25 protein-coding genes are annotated in these 17935 nt (G+C 36.7%); 19 read left to right on the top strand and 6 right to left on the bottom strand.

The window, feature by feature from the left end:
• Positions 1-92 precede the first annotated feature (92 nt).
• A complete protein-coding gene (locus tag H280_RS0113160; RefSeq protein WP_020061597.1) occupies positions 93-764 on the bottom strand; it encodes a hypothetical protein in 672 nt (223 codons plus the stop codon).
• Positions 765-769: 5 nt separating this feature from the next.
• On the bottom strand, positions 770-1087 hold the full coding sequence (locus H280_RS0113155; RefSeq protein WP_020061596.1) for a PadR family transcriptional regulator: 318 nt from the start codon (positions 1085-1087) through the stop codon (positions 770-772).
• Between the two features lie 653 nt (positions 1088-1740).
• On the opposite strand from H280_RS0113155, the gene mntR reads away from it, so the two are divergent.
• Positions 1741-2169 carry a transcriptional regulator MntR gene (mntR, locus tag H280_RS0113150; RefSeq protein ID WP_020061595.1) on the top strand — a complete coding sequence of 143 codons (429 nt, stop codon included), beginning with the start codon at positions 1741-1743 and terminating at the stop codon, positions 2167-2169.
• A gap of 34 nt (positions 2170-2203) precedes the next feature.
• On the opposite strand, the gene H280_RS0113145 is transcribed toward mntR, so the two are convergent.
• Positions 2204-2608 carry an SA1362 family protein gene (locus H280_RS0113145; RefSeq protein WP_020061594.1) on the bottom strand — a complete coding sequence of 135 codons (405 nt, stop codon included), beginning with the start codon at positions 2606-2608 and terminating at the stop codon, positions 2204-2206.
• A gap of 81 nt (positions 2609-2689) precedes the next feature.
• Positions 2690-3613, bottom strand: a complete 924-nt coding sequence (locus H280_RS0113140) for a DUF1385 domain-containing protein (RefSeq protein ID WP_020061593.1) — start codon at positions 3611-3613, stop codon at positions 2690-2692.
• Between the two features lie 240 nt (positions 3614-3853).
• Between H280_RS0113140 and H280_RS0113135 the strand changes: the two genes are divergently transcribed.
• The 4 genes from H280_RS0113135 to efp all read left to right on the top strand — a co-directional run bounded on the left by H280_RS0113135 (position 3854) and on the right by efp (position 6666).
• Complete coding sequence (locus H280_RS0113135; protein ID WP_020061592.1) at positions 3854-4339, top strand: YqhR family membrane protein; 486 nt, start codon at positions 3854-3856, stop codon at positions 4337-4339.
• 243 nt (positions 4340-4582) lie between these two features.
• Entirely contained in the window at positions 4583-5023 is a 441-nt protein-coding gene (gene aroQ, locus H280_RS0113130) for a type II 3-dehydroquinate dehydratase (protein ID WP_020061591.1), read from the top strand.
• Between the two features lie 3 nt (positions 5024-5026).
• The gene (gene pepQ, locus H280_RS0113125) at positions 5027-6088 is read left to right on the top strand and encodes a Xaa-Pro dipeptidase (RefSeq protein ID WP_020061590.1); all 1062 of its coding nucleotides are present in this window, start codon (positions 5027-5029) and stop codon (positions 6086-6088) included.
• Positions 6089-6108: 20 nt separating this feature from the next.
• Positions 6109-6666 (top strand): elongation factor P, encoded by a 558-nt coding sequence (efp, locus tag H280_RS0113120; protein WP_020061589.1) that lies wholly within the window; start codon positions 6109-6111, stop codon positions 6664-6666.
• 42 nt (positions 6667-6708) lie between these two features.
• On the opposite strand, the gene H280_RS0113115 is transcribed toward efp, so the two are convergent.
• Complete coding sequence (locus H280_RS0113115; RefSeq protein WP_020061588.1) at positions 6709-7029, bottom strand: hypothetical protein; 321 nt, start codon at positions 7027-7029, stop codon at positions 6709-6711.
• Between the two features lie 198 nt (positions 7030-7227).
• Between H280_RS0113115 and H280_RS0113110 the strand changes: the two genes are divergently transcribed.
• From H280_RS0113110 to H280_RS0113070, 9 genes are read left to right on the top strand one after another with little or no spacing between them, the layout of a single operon-like run.
• Entirely contained in the window at positions 7228-7509 is a 282-nt protein-coding gene (locus tag H280_RS0113110; protein WP_020061587.1) for a YqhV family protein, read from the top strand.
• Positions 7510-7530: 21 nt separating this feature from the next.
• On the top strand, positions 7531-8454 hold the full coding sequence (spoIIIAA, locus tag H280_RS0113105; RefSeq protein ID WP_020061586.1) for a stage III sporulation protein AA: 924 nt from the start codon (positions 7531-7533) through the stop codon (positions 8452-8454).
• The gene (gene spoIIIAB / locus H280_RS0113100; protein ID WP_020061585.1) at positions 8451-8966 is read left to right on the top strand and encodes a stage III sporulation protein SpoIIIAB; all 516 of its coding nucleotides are present in this window, start codon (positions 8451-8453) and stop codon (positions 8964-8966) included. Before spoIIIAA ends, spoIIIAB begins: the two co-directional genes overlap by 4 nt.
• 12 nt (positions 8967-8978) lie before the next feature.
• A complete protein-coding gene (gene spoIIIAC / locus H280_RS0113095) occupies positions 8979-9182 on the top strand; it encodes a stage III sporulation protein AC (RefSeq protein ID WP_020061584.1) in 204 nt (67 codons plus the stop codon).
• 20 nt (positions 9183-9202) lie between these two features.
• Positions 9203-9589: a stage III sporulation protein AD gene (spoIIIAD, locus tag H280_RS0113090; protein ID WP_081625659.1), complete on the top strand. Its 387-nt coding sequence runs from the start codon at positions 9203-9205 to the stop codon at positions 9587-9589.
• Positions 9590-9599: 10 nt separating this feature from the next.
• A complete protein-coding gene (spoIIIAE, locus tag H280_RS0113085; protein ID WP_028411225.1) occupies positions 9600-10772 on the top strand; it encodes a stage III sporulation protein AE in 1173 nt (390 codons plus the stop codon).
• A 12-nt stretch (positions 10773-10784) separates the two neighbouring features.
• A complete protein-coding gene (spoIIIAF, locus tag H280_RS0113080) occupies positions 10785-11414 on the top strand; it encodes a stage III sporulation protein AF (RefSeq protein ID WP_020061581.1) in 630 nt (209 codons plus the stop codon).
• Entirely contained in the window at positions 11407-12045 is a 639-nt protein-coding gene (gene spoIIIAG / locus H280_RS0113075; protein ID WP_020061580.1) for a stage III sporulation protein AG, read from the top strand. Before spoIIIAF ends, spoIIIAG begins: the two co-directional genes overlap by 8 nt.
• Positions 12046-12057: 12 nt before the next feature.
• Positions 12058-12612 (top strand): SpoIIIAH-like family protein, encoded by a 555-nt coding sequence (locus tag H280_RS0113070; RefSeq protein ID WP_020061579.1) that lies wholly within the window; start codon positions 12058-12060, stop codon positions 12610-12612.
• Positions 12613-12616: 4 nt separating this feature from the next.
• Here H280_RS0113070 and H280_RS0113065 read toward each other — a convergent pair whose 3' ends face one another.
• Entirely contained in the window at positions 12617-12829 is a 213-nt protein-coding gene (locus H280_RS0113065) for a hypothetical protein (protein ID WP_020061578.1), read from the bottom strand.
• Positions 12830-13854: 1025 nt separating this feature from the next.
• Here H280_RS0113065 and accB point away from each other — a divergent pair.
• The 5 genes from accB (at position 13855) to folD (ending at position 17916) form a co-directional block, all read left to right on the top strand.
• Entirely contained in the window at positions 13855-14337 is a 483-nt protein-coding gene (gene accB, locus H280_RS0113055) for an acetyl-CoA carboxylase biotin carboxyl carrier protein (RefSeq protein WP_020061576.1), read from the top strand.
• A gap of 17 nt (positions 14338-14354) precedes the next feature.
• On the top strand, positions 14355-15707 hold the full coding sequence (gene accC / locus H280_RS0113050) for an acetyl-CoA carboxylase biotin carboxylase subunit (protein ID WP_020061575.1): 1353 nt from the start codon (positions 14355-14357) through the stop codon (positions 15705-15707).
• Positions 15708-15730: 23 nt separating this feature from the next.
• The gene (locus H280_RS0113045) at positions 15731-16123 is read left to right on the top strand and encodes an Asp23/Gls24 family envelope stress response protein (RefSeq protein ID WP_020061574.1); all 393 of its coding nucleotides are present in this window, start codon (positions 15731-15733) and stop codon (positions 16121-16123) included.
• A 369-nt stretch (positions 16124-16492) separates the two neighbouring features.
• On the top strand, positions 16493-16876 hold the full coding sequence (gene nusB, locus H280_RS0113040) for a transcription antitermination factor NusB (protein ID WP_020061573.1): 384 nt from the start codon (positions 16493-16495) through the stop codon (positions 16874-16876).
• A 179-nt stretch (positions 16877-17055) separates the two neighbouring features.
• A complete protein-coding gene (gene folD / locus H280_RS0113035; RefSeq protein WP_020061572.1) occupies positions 17056-17916 on the top strand; it encodes a bifunctional methylenetetrahydrofolate dehydrogenase/methenyltetrahydrofolate cyclohydrolase FolD in 861 nt (286 codons plus the stop codon).
• Positions 17917-17935 lie beyond the last annotated feature (19 nt).

The following is a 17935-nucleotide window of genomic DNA, read 5'->3' as shown; positions in this document are numbered from 1 at the left end:
ACTTTAATTATTTTGCATTTTTCTTTTTTTGTTTATGAAATTTTTTAATTTGTAAAATTAGACAGAAGAAAAACAGCCTGTAAAATAGGCTGTTAAAATCTTGAAGTTTTATATAGAAATTTGTACGAAATGTAAAAGAAAAGGGCTAATAGGGCACCTTGCCAAATCGGTAAGTTGTAGGACAGATAGCTTTGTTTTTTAAAATGAATATTAAAAAATACAGATGAACAAAATGGAATCGAAAAAGCTAAACCAAATGTAATTCTTTGCTTCAGATTCATTGCTTGGTTAAATGAATCACGTTTTAACAAATATAAAATAACAAAAATGCCGCCAGTAATCATAATGATTGATAACAAAGTTCCGGGAATACTAAATGGTACACTAGAAATGTGATTTTCTTTTTTTGAAAAAGAAAACCCAAGTGCAGCTACTGTATCTATACCAAACTGGATAGCAAGCAGTAAACTAATCATGAAACCGTAAAAGGAAAACTTTTCCAACATTGTTTGGCTAGGTAATACACTAACTAATTCATCACAATAACTTTGCAGGTCATTTCCAAATACATCGTAAGCATTTTTTCCATCTTCTTGTGCCTCAAGAAGATGATCTAAAATTTCTAATAATAGCTCTTCTACTTGCCGCTCTGGAACGTCAGCTAATCGAAGATAGACAAGCATATCCCCATAAGCTGCTTCATTTTTGTCTGTTAATAAATCACGCTTTTTATTATTGAGTTCAACCATGTCTTTCGCCTTCATCCGTTTCACTCTCCCTTTAATAAATCATTTACTGTGGTTGATACCATATCCCAGCTCTTTTTAAATTCCTCCAGCTGTTCAAATCCTTTTTTTGTAACGTGATAATATTTACGCTTCGGTCCAAGGTTGGAGGCTTTCAATGTCCCTTCAATGAGCTTTTCTTTTTGCATTCGTAACAATAGGGGATAGATACTCCCTTCACTTACGAATGTAAAGCCGTGTTGATGTAATTTTGTACTGAGTTCGTATCCATACACTTCTTCGTGTGAAATGATATATAAAATACACCCTTCTAGCACACCTTTTAACATTTGACTGTGCATTATGTGAGCACCTCCGGGTAACTTGCTGTACAAGATAGTTGTAATTTGGATTATAGCATTCAGTAACTTGCAAGGCAAGTTACTGAAGCGGGTACCAAGCAAAAAAAGTAATCCAGCAGCGCTATCCAAACACAAAGCTCGATACGGAATTGAAAAATATGTTAATCCAAAAGAGGAGGAAATGAGATTAGGAGAAACAATTAGAAATGACATTTGTTAATATTTGTAACTATTCAGCTATACCTTTTAGGAATTTAGAAAAGGGTATGATTCTAGTGCAGATGTGTCTCTCTATTGCTTGTAAATTCATTTTTTTGCATATAGACTGCTGTCATGCAAACAGGGCAGGGGCCTGCACGTATTGGCTACTTTTGTTTTCAAACCTTGCACGTGACAGGAAAAGGCCTTGACCCCTCCTATGCATGGCTAGTCCTTCTCGCCCAATTAAAAAAATGCTTTTCTGCCTTTTTTCATAAAGTGATTGAGTAGTTACCAATATTTCACACAAAACAACTCACATATATAACGTGGGTTGTTTTGTGTGTTGCGGAAAAAGGGGTTGTTTATCCCCTTGTCACAATATCCTTTCTGTTGTATCATTTTATTGATTGCTTAGTGCGGAATTTATAAACTGAATTGGATGGAGGAAAACGATGCCTACTCCTAGTATGGAAGATTATATCGAACAAATTTATTTGCTAATTGAAGAAAAGGGATATGCCCGTGTGTCTGATATTGCGGAAGCGCTTAGTGTACATCCATCCTCTGTAACAAAAATGGTACAAAAGCTTGATAAAGATGAATATCTAATTTATGAAAAATATAGAGGGCTTGTATTAACAACAAAAGGGAAAAAGATTGGTAAGCGCCTTGTTTATCGTCATGAATTGTTAGAACAGTTTATGCGTATTATCGGTGTAGATGAAAGTAAGATTTATAATGATGTAGAAGGAATTGAGCATCATTTAAGCTGGGAAGCTATCGATCGTATTGGCGATTTAGTGCAGTATTTTGAGCAAGATGAGCAACGCATTGAGAAGCTTCGTAGTGTGCAAAAGGCAAATGAAGAACAAGCGCAGTAATTGAACATATAATAAAAAAGAAAGACCACACTTCTTAAAAAGAAGCGCGGTCTTTCTTTTTACCTTTTTTACCTTCAATGACTGTTAAATGAGATTGCTTTCTTTTTCGTTTTAGGAAGGAAGTATTTTCTTTCTTTCCTTTCGTATCGGAAGCATTTTTCTTTAACAGATTGTTACTTAGGGGTGTTACATTTTGTTTTCCATATTTTCGGTTAGATTGTTTCGCAGCACGTTTGTAGGAAGATTGTGAGTTATTAGCTGAACTGCTCGAACTTGTAAGCATTTTATAAAGTAAATAAAAGACTCCAACAACAACGAGCATAATCATAATGTTTTTTACAACTCCCATTGGGTCTTCAATTGTGAATGATACAAGGTTAAATATTGCCAATCCGACAATTACAACAAATAGAGCGAACATAAAAGAGCGACCGTTCATAAGGAACACCTCCTAAAATGAAAGATATTTTAATTAGTTTATTAACGAAAGGTTACGGAATTGAATAACATTACGAAAAAGTTATTGCTGTTTTCTTTCTAAACGCAGTAGTTCTTCAAATGATGCAATGGCTACTTCAACTTGATCATCTGTTGGTTCTTTCGTTGTTAACAGCTGAAGCCATAAGCCAGGATATCCTAATGCGCGGAGCACTGGAACACCTCGTAAGCTGTTTGTAAATTGCAACACTTCAAATGAAATACCTAGCACTACAGGAATGAGCAAAATACGATTTAAAACGCGAATCCAAAGAGGATCGGTTGGAACGAGAAAATATACAAACATTCCGATAATAACAGTAAATAAAATAAAGCTGCTGCCGCACCGATAATGGAGACGAGTTTGTTTTTGCACGTTTTTTACTGTCAATGGAAGATTGTTCTCATGGGCATTAATTACTTTATGTTCTGCTCCGTGATATTGAAATACACGTTTAATAAGTGGAGTCAATGAAACAAAATAAATGTAACTAAGCAACAACATAAGTTTAATAATACTCTCAACAATGATTTGCCCTGCATGAGATGGAAAAACAGGTCTTGTTAGTTCTGCTAAAAGTGCAGGAGCTGCCGTGAAAATCACTTTTCCGAAGATAAAGGATAAAACACCGACTGCTGCAACGCTAAGTATCATCGTTAACTTTGACTGTTCTTCTTTTTTCTGTGCGAATTGTGCATCCTCTGAAGGATCTACATCAAAGCGTTCTGAAGCAAAATTTAAATGCTTTGCTCCGTTTGCACTTGCATCAATAATTGCTGCAATTCCGCGTAGAAATGGAATTTTTTTAAACATAGATGATACTTTATTACGAACGCGAGGTAATCGATAAAATTCGATAGACTTATCTTTACGACGAATTGCTGTAACAGTATATTCTCTACCGCCAAACATAACTCCTTCTACTACCGCTTGACCGCCGTAGATTTGTTTTGTCTTCTCTGTCATGTCAACACCAACCTGTATTTGTTTCTCTCTTCTCAGAAAAGAGGTAGCGACTCTAGGTAATGTCATTATATTGTGGTGACATCACTACAGTTTCCTTTATTTTATCGACAAAAGTACATTTCTGACAAGGAAAATCAACAGGTTAGGCTGACATTTTCTATTCTTTTTATAGACAAATTTCGCAGTATTTAAACATGCTTTAAATAAGTTTCGGACATACTAGTAGGCGGAGGTGTGGATGTGAAACAAGAACAAACTGTTACGAAAAAAATTGTCCAAATAGGTGTGTTTGGAGGCTTATTTTGGGGAGCTGTTTGGTACTTTCTTTATATTTTTTCTTTTACTGCCGCGGGACCTAATTATTTGTTGCTCCCATTTGCGCTTGGAGATTGGAAAGAAGGGGCATGGGGAAATATAGCTGGTATTATATGTATGGGGATACTTTCAATTCTTTTGGCGTTTATATATAAAGCAGCTTTGGGTAAGTTTGAAGGTTTAATTCCAGGTATTATATATGGGCTTTTGTGGTGGGGATTACTATTCTTTGCAATTCCACCTGTTGCGCCAGTTATAAAAAGCATGATGGAAATGCCTAAGGAAACGATTGTAACGACGGCATGTATTTTTATTTTATATGGGGTTTTTATTGCGTACTCCGTCTCATTCGAGGTGAATAACAATATTAGTACAAGGGGCGGGGAAAAGACAAACTATTCAAATAAGTGAGGGGTGTGATAGAATGTTATATACAAGTCCAATTTGACCTTTGGGCACAAAAGTTGCCGCCATGCTAAACAAAAAGTAACGAGCTACTCGCTTTCTCTTTTGTTTGAACAACGCATGTGGCAGAAAAAGGCCCTAACCGCTTCTATGCATGGCTAGACGCTCTCGCCCATCTAAAAAGAAAAGGGTTTTATGTCATTTTAAAATTTGGATTTATATATACATTTTTATTAAGGAGTTAGATATATGGAGAAGTTGCTCCTCGTTAACGGTCCTAATTTAAACCGTCTCGGTGTGCGAGAGGTTAATGTATATGGTACGGGGACGTTAGCGTCATTAGAAACAGATATGAAGCAACAAGCAGGAAATTTGGGAGTGGAGCTAGAGTGTTTCCAATCTAATCATGAAGGTGCCATTATTGATATCATTCATGAGGCCGAGGATACATATAAAGGAATTATTCTAAACCCAGGAGCATTTACGCATTATAGCTATGCAATTCGTGATGCAATTGCGAGTGTTTCGATTCCTGTTATTGAGGTACATATTTCAAATATTCACCAGCGCGAATCGTTTCGCCACGTATCTGTTACAGCGCCGGTCACAGCGGGGCAAATTGTAGGATTCGGTTTGTATGGCTATCATTTAGCGTTACTTGCATTAGCGGAGAAAATTCGGGAGGCGTAATTCATGGAGAAACTTACGAAATTAAGAAATGCATTTGGAGAAGCGGGTATTGATGGTATTTTATTAACGAATCAACATAGCCGTAGATATATGACAAACTTTACAGGAACAGCGGGCGTTGTATTAATTTCAAACGAACGCGCTTTATTTATTACAGATTTCCGTTACGTTGAACAAGCGCAAAAACAAACGGTTGGTTATGAAATCGTACAGCATGCAGGTACGATTCTTGAAGAAGTTGCCAAACAAGTAAAAGACTTAGGAATCCAAAAGCTTGGCTTTGAGCAAGATACTCTTACATATAGCTCTTATACGGCATATAGAGGAGAAGTTGATGCAGAATTTGTTGCAACTTCTGGTATTGTAGAAAAGTTACGCTTGATTAAGACTGATTCAGAGATTAAGATATTAAAGGAAGCTGCACAGATTGCAGATGCTGCCTTTGAGCATATTCTATCATTTATTCGCCCGGGAGTATCTGAGATTGAAGTGTCAAATGAACTTGAATTTTTCATGAGAAAGCAAGGAGCAACCTCTTCTTCGTTTGATATTATCGTTGCTTCAGGACTGCGTTCAGCATTGCCGCACGGCGTGGCATCTGAAAAGTTGATAGAAAAGGGAGATTTTGTTACATTAGACTTCGGTGCTTACTATAAAGGATATTGTTCTGATATTACTCGTACAATTGCAGTAGGTGAGCCGTCTGATAAATTAAAGGAAATTTATAATATCGTACTAGAAGCACAATTACGTGGTGTAAACGGTATTAAAGCTGGTTTAACTGGTCGCGTGGCAGATGCATTAACACGTGACTACATAACTGAAAAAGGATATGGTGAATATTTCGGACATTCTACAGGTCATGGAATTGGTCTTGAAATCCATGAAGCACCAGGCTTAGCATTCCGCTCTGAAACGGTACTTGAGCCAGGAATGGCAGTCACTGTAGAACCGGGAATTTATATTCCAAATGTAGGCGGAGTTCGCATTGAAGATGATATTATAGTAACGGCTGAAGGTAATGAAGTGTTAACTAAATCTCCAAAAGAACTTATTATTTTGTAATACACAGGAGGATTTTTTGCATGATTTCAGTAAATGATTTTCGTACAGGATTAACAATTGCGGTGGACAACAGCCTATGGCAGGTTATCGATTTCCAACACGTAAAACCAGGTAAAGGTGCAGCGTTTGTTCGCTCTAAATTACGTAACCTTCGCACAGGTTCTGTTCAAGAAAAAACATTCCGTGCTGGTGAAAAAGTAGAAAAAGCGCATATCGAAAACCGTCGTATGCAATATTTATATGCAAGCGGTGATGCTCATGTATTCATGGATAACGGAACATACGAGCAAATCGAACTTGCTGATAAGCAAATCGAACATGAATTAAAATTCTTGAAAGAAAACATGGAAGTATCAATCATGACATATCAAGGCGAAGTACTTGGTGTAGAACTTCCAAACACTGTTGAGTTAAAAGTTGTTGAGACTGAGCCAGGCATTAAAGGCGATACAGCTTCTAACGTAACAAAACCAGCTACATTAGAAACTGGTCTAGTTGTACAAGTACCGATTTTCATTAATGAAGGTGAAATGCTTATTATTAACACGGGAGAATCAAAATACGTTTCTCGTGCGTAATGAAAAGAACACTCATGGAATTGATAATCCACGAGTGTTTTTTTATGTAAAATAAGGTAGGTAATAAATGACAGTAATAATAAAGCTAATAGTAAGTAGCAGAAGAGTCCCTGTCATATAGGGATTCATTCGGATTTGAAAAGGTGTTATTTCTCCGCTGTTAACCCCCGACAAATTTTTTGTAATGGTACGATCTATATTCGCGTTTCGGTTCATATTTAAAAGAAAAAGCCATGTGAGTCCGAAAATGGCCAAACTTCCTAAAAAGAAACTTTCCATAAATGTCCAATTAACAAATTTGGCAAATAAGAAAATAATAGCTACTTCTATAATGATTGTAATTGTTATTTTCAGAATTTTCATATATTCCTCCTTTTATTTCAATATACCATATTTTGCGAATAGTAACTTATGTTTATTTGATAATTTAAAAAATTCTTTTTAACTTCTGAAATAGACAACCTGTGCATATGGTTGTACAAATGTACTCTTTTATCTTGTTTGAACGGGATATATGTGTGCTGTTAGGACGGTGTAAGGATAACGAGAGAAGGTGAGAGGATGAAACAGTGGCTAGCGGCACTTGAAACGTCTGTGCTTGTAATGGCGCTTCTTAGGATCTTCTCGGGAAGCATAGAAATTTTTGCCGCTTTGCTTATGTTGTATTTCAATGATGCAAAAAAAGCGTTGTTTGTAAATGGCATGCTAGCATTTGTTGGCCCAACTGTTTTAATTGTAACGATGTCAATTGGAATTGCGAGCGTTACGAGTGAAATTTCTTATTTGAAATTATTTTTTTTGGCGCTTGGAATTGGCTGTATTTTTATTGCGGTACTGAAATAGCGATGTGATGGGGAGAGAGCTATGAAAGAAGTATTAGAGATGTTGCCAAAGCAAATTGCACATTTTATACGTGACTATAAAGAATGTGACGGATTGGAAGAAATTCGGATTCGGATTGGAAGACCGCTTGAATGTATTGCGCGCGGGGAAGCACATTTTTATAACTATATTGTGACGAGAGAGGACGCAGCGTATTTGCTGAATAAGCTGAGTCAATATTCACTTTATACGATGGAAGAAGAATTAAAGCGAGGGTATGTTACATTGCGCGGAGGGCATCGCGTTGGTTTAGCGGGCAAAGTCATTATGGAAAAGAGCGCAGTGAAAATGATTCGAGATGTGGCGTCATTTAATGTTCGAATTGCTCGGCAAAAAAAAGGGATTGCTGAGCCGCTTATACCCTATTTATATGAGAAGCATTGGCTCAATACAATGATTATCGGCCCGCCGCAAACAGGTAAAACAACATTACTGCGTGATGTAGCGCGCCTCATGAGTGCAGGTGTTCCAAGGCAACATATTCCCTCTTGTAAAGTTGGTATTGTAGATGAAAGGTCAGAAATTGCGGGGTGCGTGAAAGGTGTACCGCAATATGAGTTTGGAACAAGAATGGATGTGCTAGATGCATGTCCAAAAGCAGAAGGTATGATGATGATGATTCGTTCAATGAGTCCCGATATATTAATTGTTGACGAAATCGGCCGGCCAGAAGATAGCGAAGCAATTATGGAAGCTGTTCATGCTGGTGTTCAATTGTTTACTAGTGTGCATGGAAAAGAACATGAAGATATACTGAAACGACCTTCGTTAAGGGAAATTATAGAACTGGGCGTTTTTGAACGCTTTATTGAGCTTTCTAAAATAAAAGGACCAGGAACGATTATGAATGTGAAGGATGGCAGTGGAAAACCGATTCGCCGCGGAGAGAAGGTGCTGAGCGGATGATTAAATTTTTTGGTGCTGCACTTATTGTGGCCGTATCAACATTTTTTGGTTTTTCATATGCGAAAAAATATAGTGAGCGTCCTCGCCAACTACGGTTGTTAAAGGCAGCCCTTCAATCACTTGAGGCGGAAATTATGTATGGACATACCCCATTGTCAGAGGCAGCTGCACGTCTTGTAAAACAAATGCCAAAGCCTTTGAACTGGTTATTTCATAGTTTTCATGAACGATTAGAAAGGGGAGAGCAAACGGTTCGGGAAGCATGGATGGATAGTTTACAAGAAAACTGGAAACTTACAGCATTGAAGCAAACAGAATATGAGATTCTACAGCAATTTGGAGAAACGCTAGGACAACATGATCGTGAGTCGCAGCAAAAGCATATTCGCTTATGTATTACTCACTTAGAGAGAGAAGAAGGAGAAGCAAAGGAAATGCAAATTCAGTACGAAAAGATGATGAAAAGTTTAGGAGTATTAACAGGATTACTTATCGTGATTTTACTGTTGTAAGGGGGAAAGGTGATGTCGATTGACGTTGGATTAATCTTTCAAATTGCAGGAATTGGTATTATATTAGCTTTCATTCATACTGTGCTGAAAGAACTAAAGCGAGAAGATATTGCCAACTGGGTGATTCTCGTTGGATTTGTCGTAATTTTATTCCAAGTTGCCTTTTTAATTAACAATTTGTTTGACAAGATTAAAAGCGTCTTTCTTTTTCAGTAAAGGGGGCGATTCGAATCGAAATATTACAAATTGTAGGGCTTGGACTTGTAGCGACTTTTTTGGCTGCAGTATTGAATCAGCATAAATCGAGTGTAACTTCATTGTTTATTGTATTTGTTAGTAGCGTTATGTTTTTACTTGTAATTGATCAAATTCATTCTATTTTAACAATGATTGAGCGTATTGCAAATGAAGCGAAAGTGAGCAATGTGTACGTGGAAACGCTACTGAAAATTATTGGAATTGCTTATATTGCAGAATTCGGTGCACAAATTACAAAAGATGCTGGGCAAGGTGCGATTGCTTCAAAAATTGAATTAGCAGGGAAAATTTTAATTTTAGTAATGGCGATTCCAATATTAACGGTTGTAATCGAAACGATTCTTGGTTTTTTACCAACCGGATAAAGGAGGATGAATTGTGCGCCCGTTTGGAATGAAGCTTTTGTTTGCTTTTTTCCTCTTTTTTTCTTTTCCAATTCTCGTACAAGCTTCTCCCCCAGGACATAATGTTGTAGATGAACAACTAGGAAAGCTTGGGATAGAGGATGTAAAGAAATATTGGGATGACCTTGTTGCGAAGTACGGTGGATATTTACCAGAAAGTCAAAAGGGAAGTTTTATGGAGTTTGTTAAAGGGGAAAAAGAGTTTTCAATTAAAGAGTGGATGATTGGATTACTAAAGTATTTATTTCATGAATTAGTAGCTAACGGAAAGCTCCTTGGGACACTCATTATGCTTACTATTTTTAGCGCACTTTTGCAGTCGCTTCAATCTGCTTTTGCGAAAAGTAGCGTGGGGAAAATAGCGGATGCTGTTGTCTATATGGTACTTATCGTCTTTGCTTTAAACAGTTTCTACGTTGTTATGACGTATACAAGAGACACTATTCAAACAATGATCGATTTCATTTTAGCACTCCTCCCTATTTTATTAGCGCTCATTGCGACAGGTGGCGGTGTTGTATCTGTTTCCTTCTTCCATCCAATTATTGTTTTTTTAATGAATACGAGCGGGATGCTTATGAATTATATTGTTTTACCGCTTCTTCTCCTTGCTACAATTTTAAGTATTGTCAGTACAATGAGCGATCAATATAAAGTTACAAAATTGTCCAAGCTGCTGCAAAATGTTAGCGTTAGCATCATTGGGATTTTTTTAACAATCTTTCTTGGTGTGCTCTCTGTACAAGGAACGACAACGGCAGTAGCGGATGGAATTGCGGTGAAAACAGCAAAGTTTGTAACAGGAAACTTTATCCCAGTTGTCGGCCGAATGTTTACTGAAGCAGCAGACACTGTACTTAGTGCATCGGCTCTATTGAAAAATACAGTGGGGATTGTTGGGGTTGTCATTTTATTACTTATCGTTGCCTTTCCTGCTATTCAAATTTTCTGCATTGCATTCATTTATAAATTTGCGGCAGCAGTGCTGCAACCAGTCGGTGGAGGAGCAATTATTCAATGTCTGGATATTATCGGAAGAAGTATTATATACGTGTTTGCTTGTTTGGCTATTGTATCATTTATGTTTTTTCTAAGTATCACAATTGTTATCGCAGCTGGAAACATTACGTTAATGATGCGTTAGGAGTTGAGACGGTTGCAATTTGTTGTGGAGTGGATTCGAAATATTATTGTGTTTCTCTTATTAGCAACGATGCTTCATATGTTACTTCCTAATTCGAATTTTCAAAAATATGTAAAATTCGTTGTAAGTTTGCTTCTAGTCGTTCTCATCTTAACCCCCTTATTTAAATTGTTTCAAACAGATATTCAAGATGTGATTGCAAATGCTAGTCAGGAGAAGTATATGGCAAACGGATCAATAGAAAATAAAATTAGTGAAAAGAAAAAAGAAATACAAGCCTCACAACGTGCATATATTTTAGAACAGATGGCTGTCCAAATGAAAAAACAAGTTGGAAAAGAACTAGAAGAACAATATGGTATGGCCGTTACGAGTTTACAGATAAAAGTACCAGAAGGAAAAAAGGAAGTGAAATCCCAGCAGGATATTCAGTCTGTTGTTGTATCGCTTCAGGCAAATGAGCGAAGTCGAACAGGAGCTATTGAAACAATCCAAAAGATAGAAATTAACGCGAAAGAACCTCAAAAGACGTCAGAACAAAATACAACTGAAATGAAACAATTTTTCTCAAACAAATGGCAATTAGAAGAGAACAAAATTAAGATTCAGGTGGAAGGGGGGATAGAGAAGGTAAATGAATAATATATTACAGTTTCTTCGCAATCTTTTTAAAGGAAATGAAAAAGATGAGAAAGAGAAAAAAATTTCAGCAAAATTTTTAATCATTTTACTCATACTCGGGATCATCCTTATGTTTTCTAGTAACCTTTTCCAAGCAAAAAAGCCAGAAGTACCTGTTCTCAAATCGCAAACAGAACAAGTGAAAGATGTACCAACATTTGGACAAAAGAATAGTGACAATAAATCTACTATTGATAAATATGAAAAAGAATATGAACAACAATTAAAAGAAGCATTAGAAAGTGTTATAGGCGTTAAAGATGTAACAATTGAAGTTAATCTTGATTCATCAGAAGAAAAAATACTAGATAAAAATTCAGTAAAGCGATCGCAAACGACAGATGAAACAGATAAAGAAGGCGGAAAGCGGAAAGTTGAAGATGAATCGATGGATAAAAAAACAGTGATTGTACGCCAAGGTGATAAAGAAGCTCCGATTGTACTTCGAGAAGATAAGCCGAAAGTTCGCGGCGTTCTTGTTGTTGCAAAAGGAGTGGATAATTTACAAGTGAAACAGATGGTGATAGAAGCTGTTACGCGTATGCTAGAGGTTCCAAGTCATCGTGTATCTGTCTTACCAAAAAAGAATTAGGGAGGAAATAAAGTGTTAAAAAAACAAACAGTTTGGTTATTAACAATGTTAAGCTTGGTTATTGTACTTTCGGTTTACTATGTAATGACGCCAGATAAAACAAGGGAAGTGGCAACATCGTTAGGAGAGGGAGCGAAGGAGAAACAAGGCTCTGAAAAGGAAACGAGTAAAAAAGAAACAGGTAAGAAAGAAGGGAAAGTAACCAGTCATTCTGCTAGTGATGATAGCTTCACAGCACTTCGTTTAAAAATGGAGGATCAGCGTAGTGAAGTGAAAGAAAAATTGCAAGATGTAATGAACTCAACAAACGCTTCTGCTGAAGAGAGAAATAAAGCAAAAAATGAATTTGATGCATTGACGGATTTAGCGACAAAAGAAACGTTATTAGAAACTTTAATTAAATCAGAAGGCGGTTATAAAGATACACTTGTACGTAAAGATGGAAATGATATTAAAGTGACAGTAAAAGCAACAAAACTTTCTGCAAAAGAAGCAAATAAAATTATACAGCTTGTAAAAAGTGAGACGGGCTTAATGGCAGACGTTCGCTATGAAATAGCAAAATAAAAAGCTATCGATTTATTCGATAGCTTTTTTTATCTGCTAGAAGTTCATCTAGCAATTGTAGTTCTGTTTCTGGGGTTTTTATAGGAGAAATTTGTTGTGAATGAAAAATCATCGGTTCTTGACGAAAGTGATTGCTTTTTCCGCATTTCATTTGTATAAAGAGTGCTACGCTCCAAATAATAACAGCTGGTAGAAAGAGAATAAGCCAAATGTTCACGTCCCTCACCTCACTGTATATGATTCTATTTTTACGATACTATCTTAATATGAAGGGAATGTGAAGTGGATGTAAATAAACTTCAAGTATTTAGTAAAAAATATAAATAAAAACCCTTTTCTTTTTCGAGGGGCGAGTGCACCTGGCTGTGTATAGAAGCGGTCAGTGCTTTTTCCTGCCACGCGCAAGATTTAAAACAAAGGGAGTAAACGAGATGAGGTCATGTTTTGTTCTGCATAGCCATGAACTATATGTTGAAAAAAGGGCAGAAAAGCATTTTTTAAGTGGCCTGAGGGACTGGCTATGCATAGAAGCGGTCAGTGCTTTTCCTACCACGCGCAAAGTTTTAAAACAAAGAAAGGTCGCAAGGTGTAGGTCCATTTCTATCCACATGACAGCAATCTATATGCTGGAAAATGAAAAAATTTTTCTATAGGTAATAAGGTGGGTGAGAGTGTTTTTTTGGAAGTGGTCTTGCCAATTTCGAGTGAAACTTGGTATTATTACTAGGTGATAAAGTGAAGCTTTACTCAGTGGGGGGATTACTGCCCACGAATAGCGGGATAAAATAGCATATTGTTACTTTGACAGGGATTTTCATACATCATACAGAAGAAATAAAATTGGAATGTTAAAAATATTTATCGTAAGATGTATATACATATAAATACATTTTGATTTTCCAACATACAAGTCACTGCCATGCCAAGCAAAAGGTACCCTGCTACTTTCTCTCTTTGTTTAAACATCACATGTGGCAGAAAAAGGACTTGATTGCTTCTACGCATAGCCAGACGCTCTCGCCCATTTAAAAAGAAAAGGGCTTTTATGTCAGTTTTTTAACTTGGATATATAGGTTTTTCAATTTGTATTTATATAGTATGAAACTTCATAGTAGTTTTTCATTGACAGTGCGAGAAGGAATTTAAGATTGACTGTTCTAGCTGGATTCAGTACATGGTATTTATTACTGATGTTTTGAGTTGTTACAACAGGAAAAACAAGTATATAGGAGTGGATTTTACATGTTTAAAATACAAGAAGTTCGTGAGTTAATTAAGCTAATTGATGATTCTAATATTGATGAATTTGAATACAAAAAAGATGGTACGACAATTAAGATGAAAAAGCGTGGCAATGAAGTAATTGCTGTCCAGCCTGCCACGGCAGTGCAGAAACCTGTACAAGCTATAGCGCCAGAAGTAGTTGCTGCACCAGCTCAAGTAGAATATCCAAAGCAAGAAGAGAAACAAGTATTACAAGATGAGAACTTACTTAAAATTACATCCCCAATGGTTGGAACGTTTTATGCATCGCCATCACCAGATGCCTCGGCATATGTAAATGTAGGGGATCGCGTAACAGAAGGGAAAATTGTTTGTATCGTAGAAGCAATGAAACTCTTTAATGAAATTGAAGCGGAAGTGAATGGAGAAATCGTTGAAATTCTTGTGAATAACGGTCAGCTTGTTGAATATGGACAACCGCTATTTCTTGTAAAAGCATAATAAGGGAGTCTGGAATCATGATTAAAAAAGTATTAATTGCGAATCGTGGGGAAATTGCGGTACGAATTATTCGTGCTTGCAAAGAAATGAATATTGAAACAGTTGCAATTTATTCTGAAGCAGATAAAGAAGCACTTCATGTACAAATTGCGGATGAAGCATATTGCGTTGGTCCAACTGTATCAAAGGAAAGTTATTTAAACTTAACAAACATCATTAGCGTTGCAAAATTAACAGGTTGTGATGCAATTCACCCTGGATATGGATTCTTAGCTGAAAATGCTGATTTTGCAGAGCTTTGCCGTGAATGTAATTTGATTTTTATCGGTCCAAGCCCAGAAGCTATTTCAAAAATGGGCACAAAAGACGTTGCACGTGATACAATGAAGGAAGCAGGGGTTCCAATTGTACCGGGTTCACAAGGCATTATTAAAAATATCGAAGAAGCAGTAGCACTTGCAGAGAAGATTGGATATCCTGTCATTATTAAAGCAACAGCGGGCGGCGGCGGAAAGGGAATTCGCGTTGCACGTACAGAAGAAGAGCTTGTAAAAGGAATTCAAATTACACAGCAAGAGGCAAGTACCGCTTTTGGAAACCCTGGTGTATACTTAGAAAAGTATATTGAAGATTTCCGTCATGTAGAAATTCAAGTGATGGCAGATAATCATGGTAACGTCATTCATTTGGGAGAGCGTGATTGTACAATTCAGCGTCGTTTGCAAAAACTGTTAGAAGAGTCACCATCTCCGGCTTTAGATGCTACTATCCGGCAACAAATGGGAGAAGCAGCAGTAAAAGCAGCAGCAGCAGTAGATTATACAGGTGCTGGCACAGTTGAGTTTATTTACGAATATAAAACGAAAAGTTTCTATTTCATGGAAATGAATACACGAATTCAAGTTGAACATCCTGTAACTGAAATGGTGACGGGAGTAGACCTTATTAAAGAGCAAATTCGTGTTGCATCAGGAGAGCAGTTATCACTGCAGCAAGAAGAAGTACAATTTAACGGTTGGGCAATTGAGTGCCGAATTAATGCGGAAAACCCTGCCAAAAACTTTATGCCATCTCCAGGAAAGGTAGAAATGTATTTACCTCCAGGAGGATTCGGTATTCGCGTCGATTCAGCTGTATATCCTGGGTATACGATTCCGCCTTATTACGATTCGATGGTTGCGAAGCTTATTGTTTATGGGAAAACACGTGAAGAAGCAATTGCGAAAATGAAACGAGCGTTAAGTGAATTCGTCATTGAGGGTGTACATACGACGATTCCGTTTCATTTACAGCTTCTTGACCACCCTGAATTTGTACAAGGTGAATTTAATACGAAGTTTTTAGAACAGCATGATTTAACGGCGCACTGATACATTTAAAGGAGGTTTTTTTCATGGCTGAACATATGTTAGACATGGGACAAGATACAACTCTTGGTAAAGTAGAAATCGCACCGGAAGTAATTGAAGTAATTGCAGGTATTGCTGCTTCTGAAGTAGAAGGTGTGGCAGCAATGCGTGGTAACTTTGCAACAGATGTTGTTGAGAAGTTAGGGAAGAAAAATCATGGAAAAGGCGTCAAAGTAGAATTAGCAAATGATGATATTATCGTTGATGTATATGTATTAATGTACTTTGGTGTAGCGATTCCAGTTGTTGCACAAAACATTCAAGATAATATTCGTCAAGCGTTGTTTACAATGACAGGTCTTGAACCGAAAGAAATAAACGTTCATATCGTTGGTGTAACATTTGAGACACCAAAGACAGAAATTGAACCAGTGTAATACTGAAAAAGGTGCCTTGTGATTCAGGCACCTTTTTTATCATTTGCATTCTTTATATTTAAATGGAAAAAGAAAGGTAACTGAGTAGTCACAAAGAAATTATATTATTTAAAAAATAAATTTTTTTAAAGGTGAACTTGTGTTTTTGAAAAAAACGTACATTGTGGTATGATATGGAACTTGAAGTTAATCTTTTTATTATTTTTCCGTTAGGTAACTCGTGTATGAAACGATAAATTGTGGTATTATCATTGTATTATAAGATTGAAAGCTGAACAAAAATTATAAAGAATAAGTAATTCGATGGCTTATAAATTATAATAATATAACAAAACATAAGAAAGACTTGAAGCACAAAGGAGAGTTACAATGAAACGTAGGACGGCTAGAGAAAGAGCGATGCAAGCACTCTATCAGATGGATATTACCGGAGACTACAATCCGAAAGTAGCAGTAGAAAACACACTTGAAGAAGGCGAAAATACAAATGAATTTTTAGAAGCGCTTGTCTGCGGATGTGTGGAGCATAAAGAAGCGATTGATGAGCTCATTCGTCAAAATTTAAAAAAATGGAAATTAGAACGTATCAGTATTGTTGATCGCAGTATTTTACGAATTGCTGTGTATGAAATGAAATACATGGAAGATATTCCGCAAAACGTAACTATCAATGAAGCAATTGAAATTGCAAAAGCATATGGGGATGAGGAATCTCGTCGTTTTATTAACGGCGTTTTATCTAGCATACAGTAAGACTTTCTTGATCGGGGAAGCTTCATCTTAGCTTAAGAAAGTTCTTACCGATCAAGCTTTTACGGGCAGTTATCTTTCATCTTTATCCTTTCATTTTTAGAATGTGAATGTGAAAGCTATACTGCCCGTTAGAGCGGGAGAAATAGTAGCTTTGTCATTTTTAAAGGGGGAATTTTGATATGGTAGCAGTAATCATCAAAGGAAATGAAGTAGCAGAGAAAAAGAGAGCGCAGTTAAAAGAAAAAGTTGCAGAACTAAAAAAACAAGGAATTGTACCAGGGTTAGCTGTTATTTTAGTCGGGGACGATCCGGCTTCTCATTCGTATGTGAAGGGGAAAGAAAAAGGCTGCGAACAAGTTGGGATTTATTCTGAGTTAATTACATTTCCAGATTCCATTACACAAGATCGTTTATTAGCGGAAATTGACCGTTTAAATAATGATGATCGTATTCATGGTATTTTAGTGCAATTACCGTTGCCAAACCATATTGAAGAGAAAGCTATCATTGAAAAAATTTCTCCAGAGAAAGATGTGGACGGTTTCCACCCAATCAGTATTGGTCGTATGATGACAGGACAAGATACGTTCCTTCCATGTACACCGCATGGTATTTTAGAATTAGTAAAAGAAACAAACCTTGATATTACAGGGAAACACGTTGTTGTTATTGGACGAAGTAATATTGTTGGAAAACCAGTAGGACAACTGTTTTTAAATGAGAATGCAACAGTAACGTATTGTCATTCAAAAACAGCGAATATAAAAGAAGTAACGAAATTAGCGGATATTTTAATTGTTGCAGTTGGAAGAGCGAAAATGGTAACAGCTGATTACGTAAAAGAAGGCGCAGTTGTAATTGATGTCGGAGTAAACCGTTTAGAAACAGGGAAACTGTGCGGTGATGTTGATTTTGACGATGTTTTAAACGTTGCAAGTCACATTACACCAGTACCAAAAGGCGTCGGCCCAATGACGATTACAATGCTATTAGAAAATACAGTATTATCTGCACAGCGCACAGGTGTTGTTTGTAAGTAATGCATGGCGGCTATGAGGA

Origin of the sequence: Bacillus sp. 123MFChir2 (assembly GCF_000383235.1) — a bacterium.
Lineage (GTDB): Bacteria > Bacillota > Bacilli > Bacillales > Bacillaceae_G > Bacillus_A.
The sequence above is the reverse complement of the archived record's forward strand: the minus strand, read 5'-3'. Positions and strand labels throughout refer to the sequence as shown.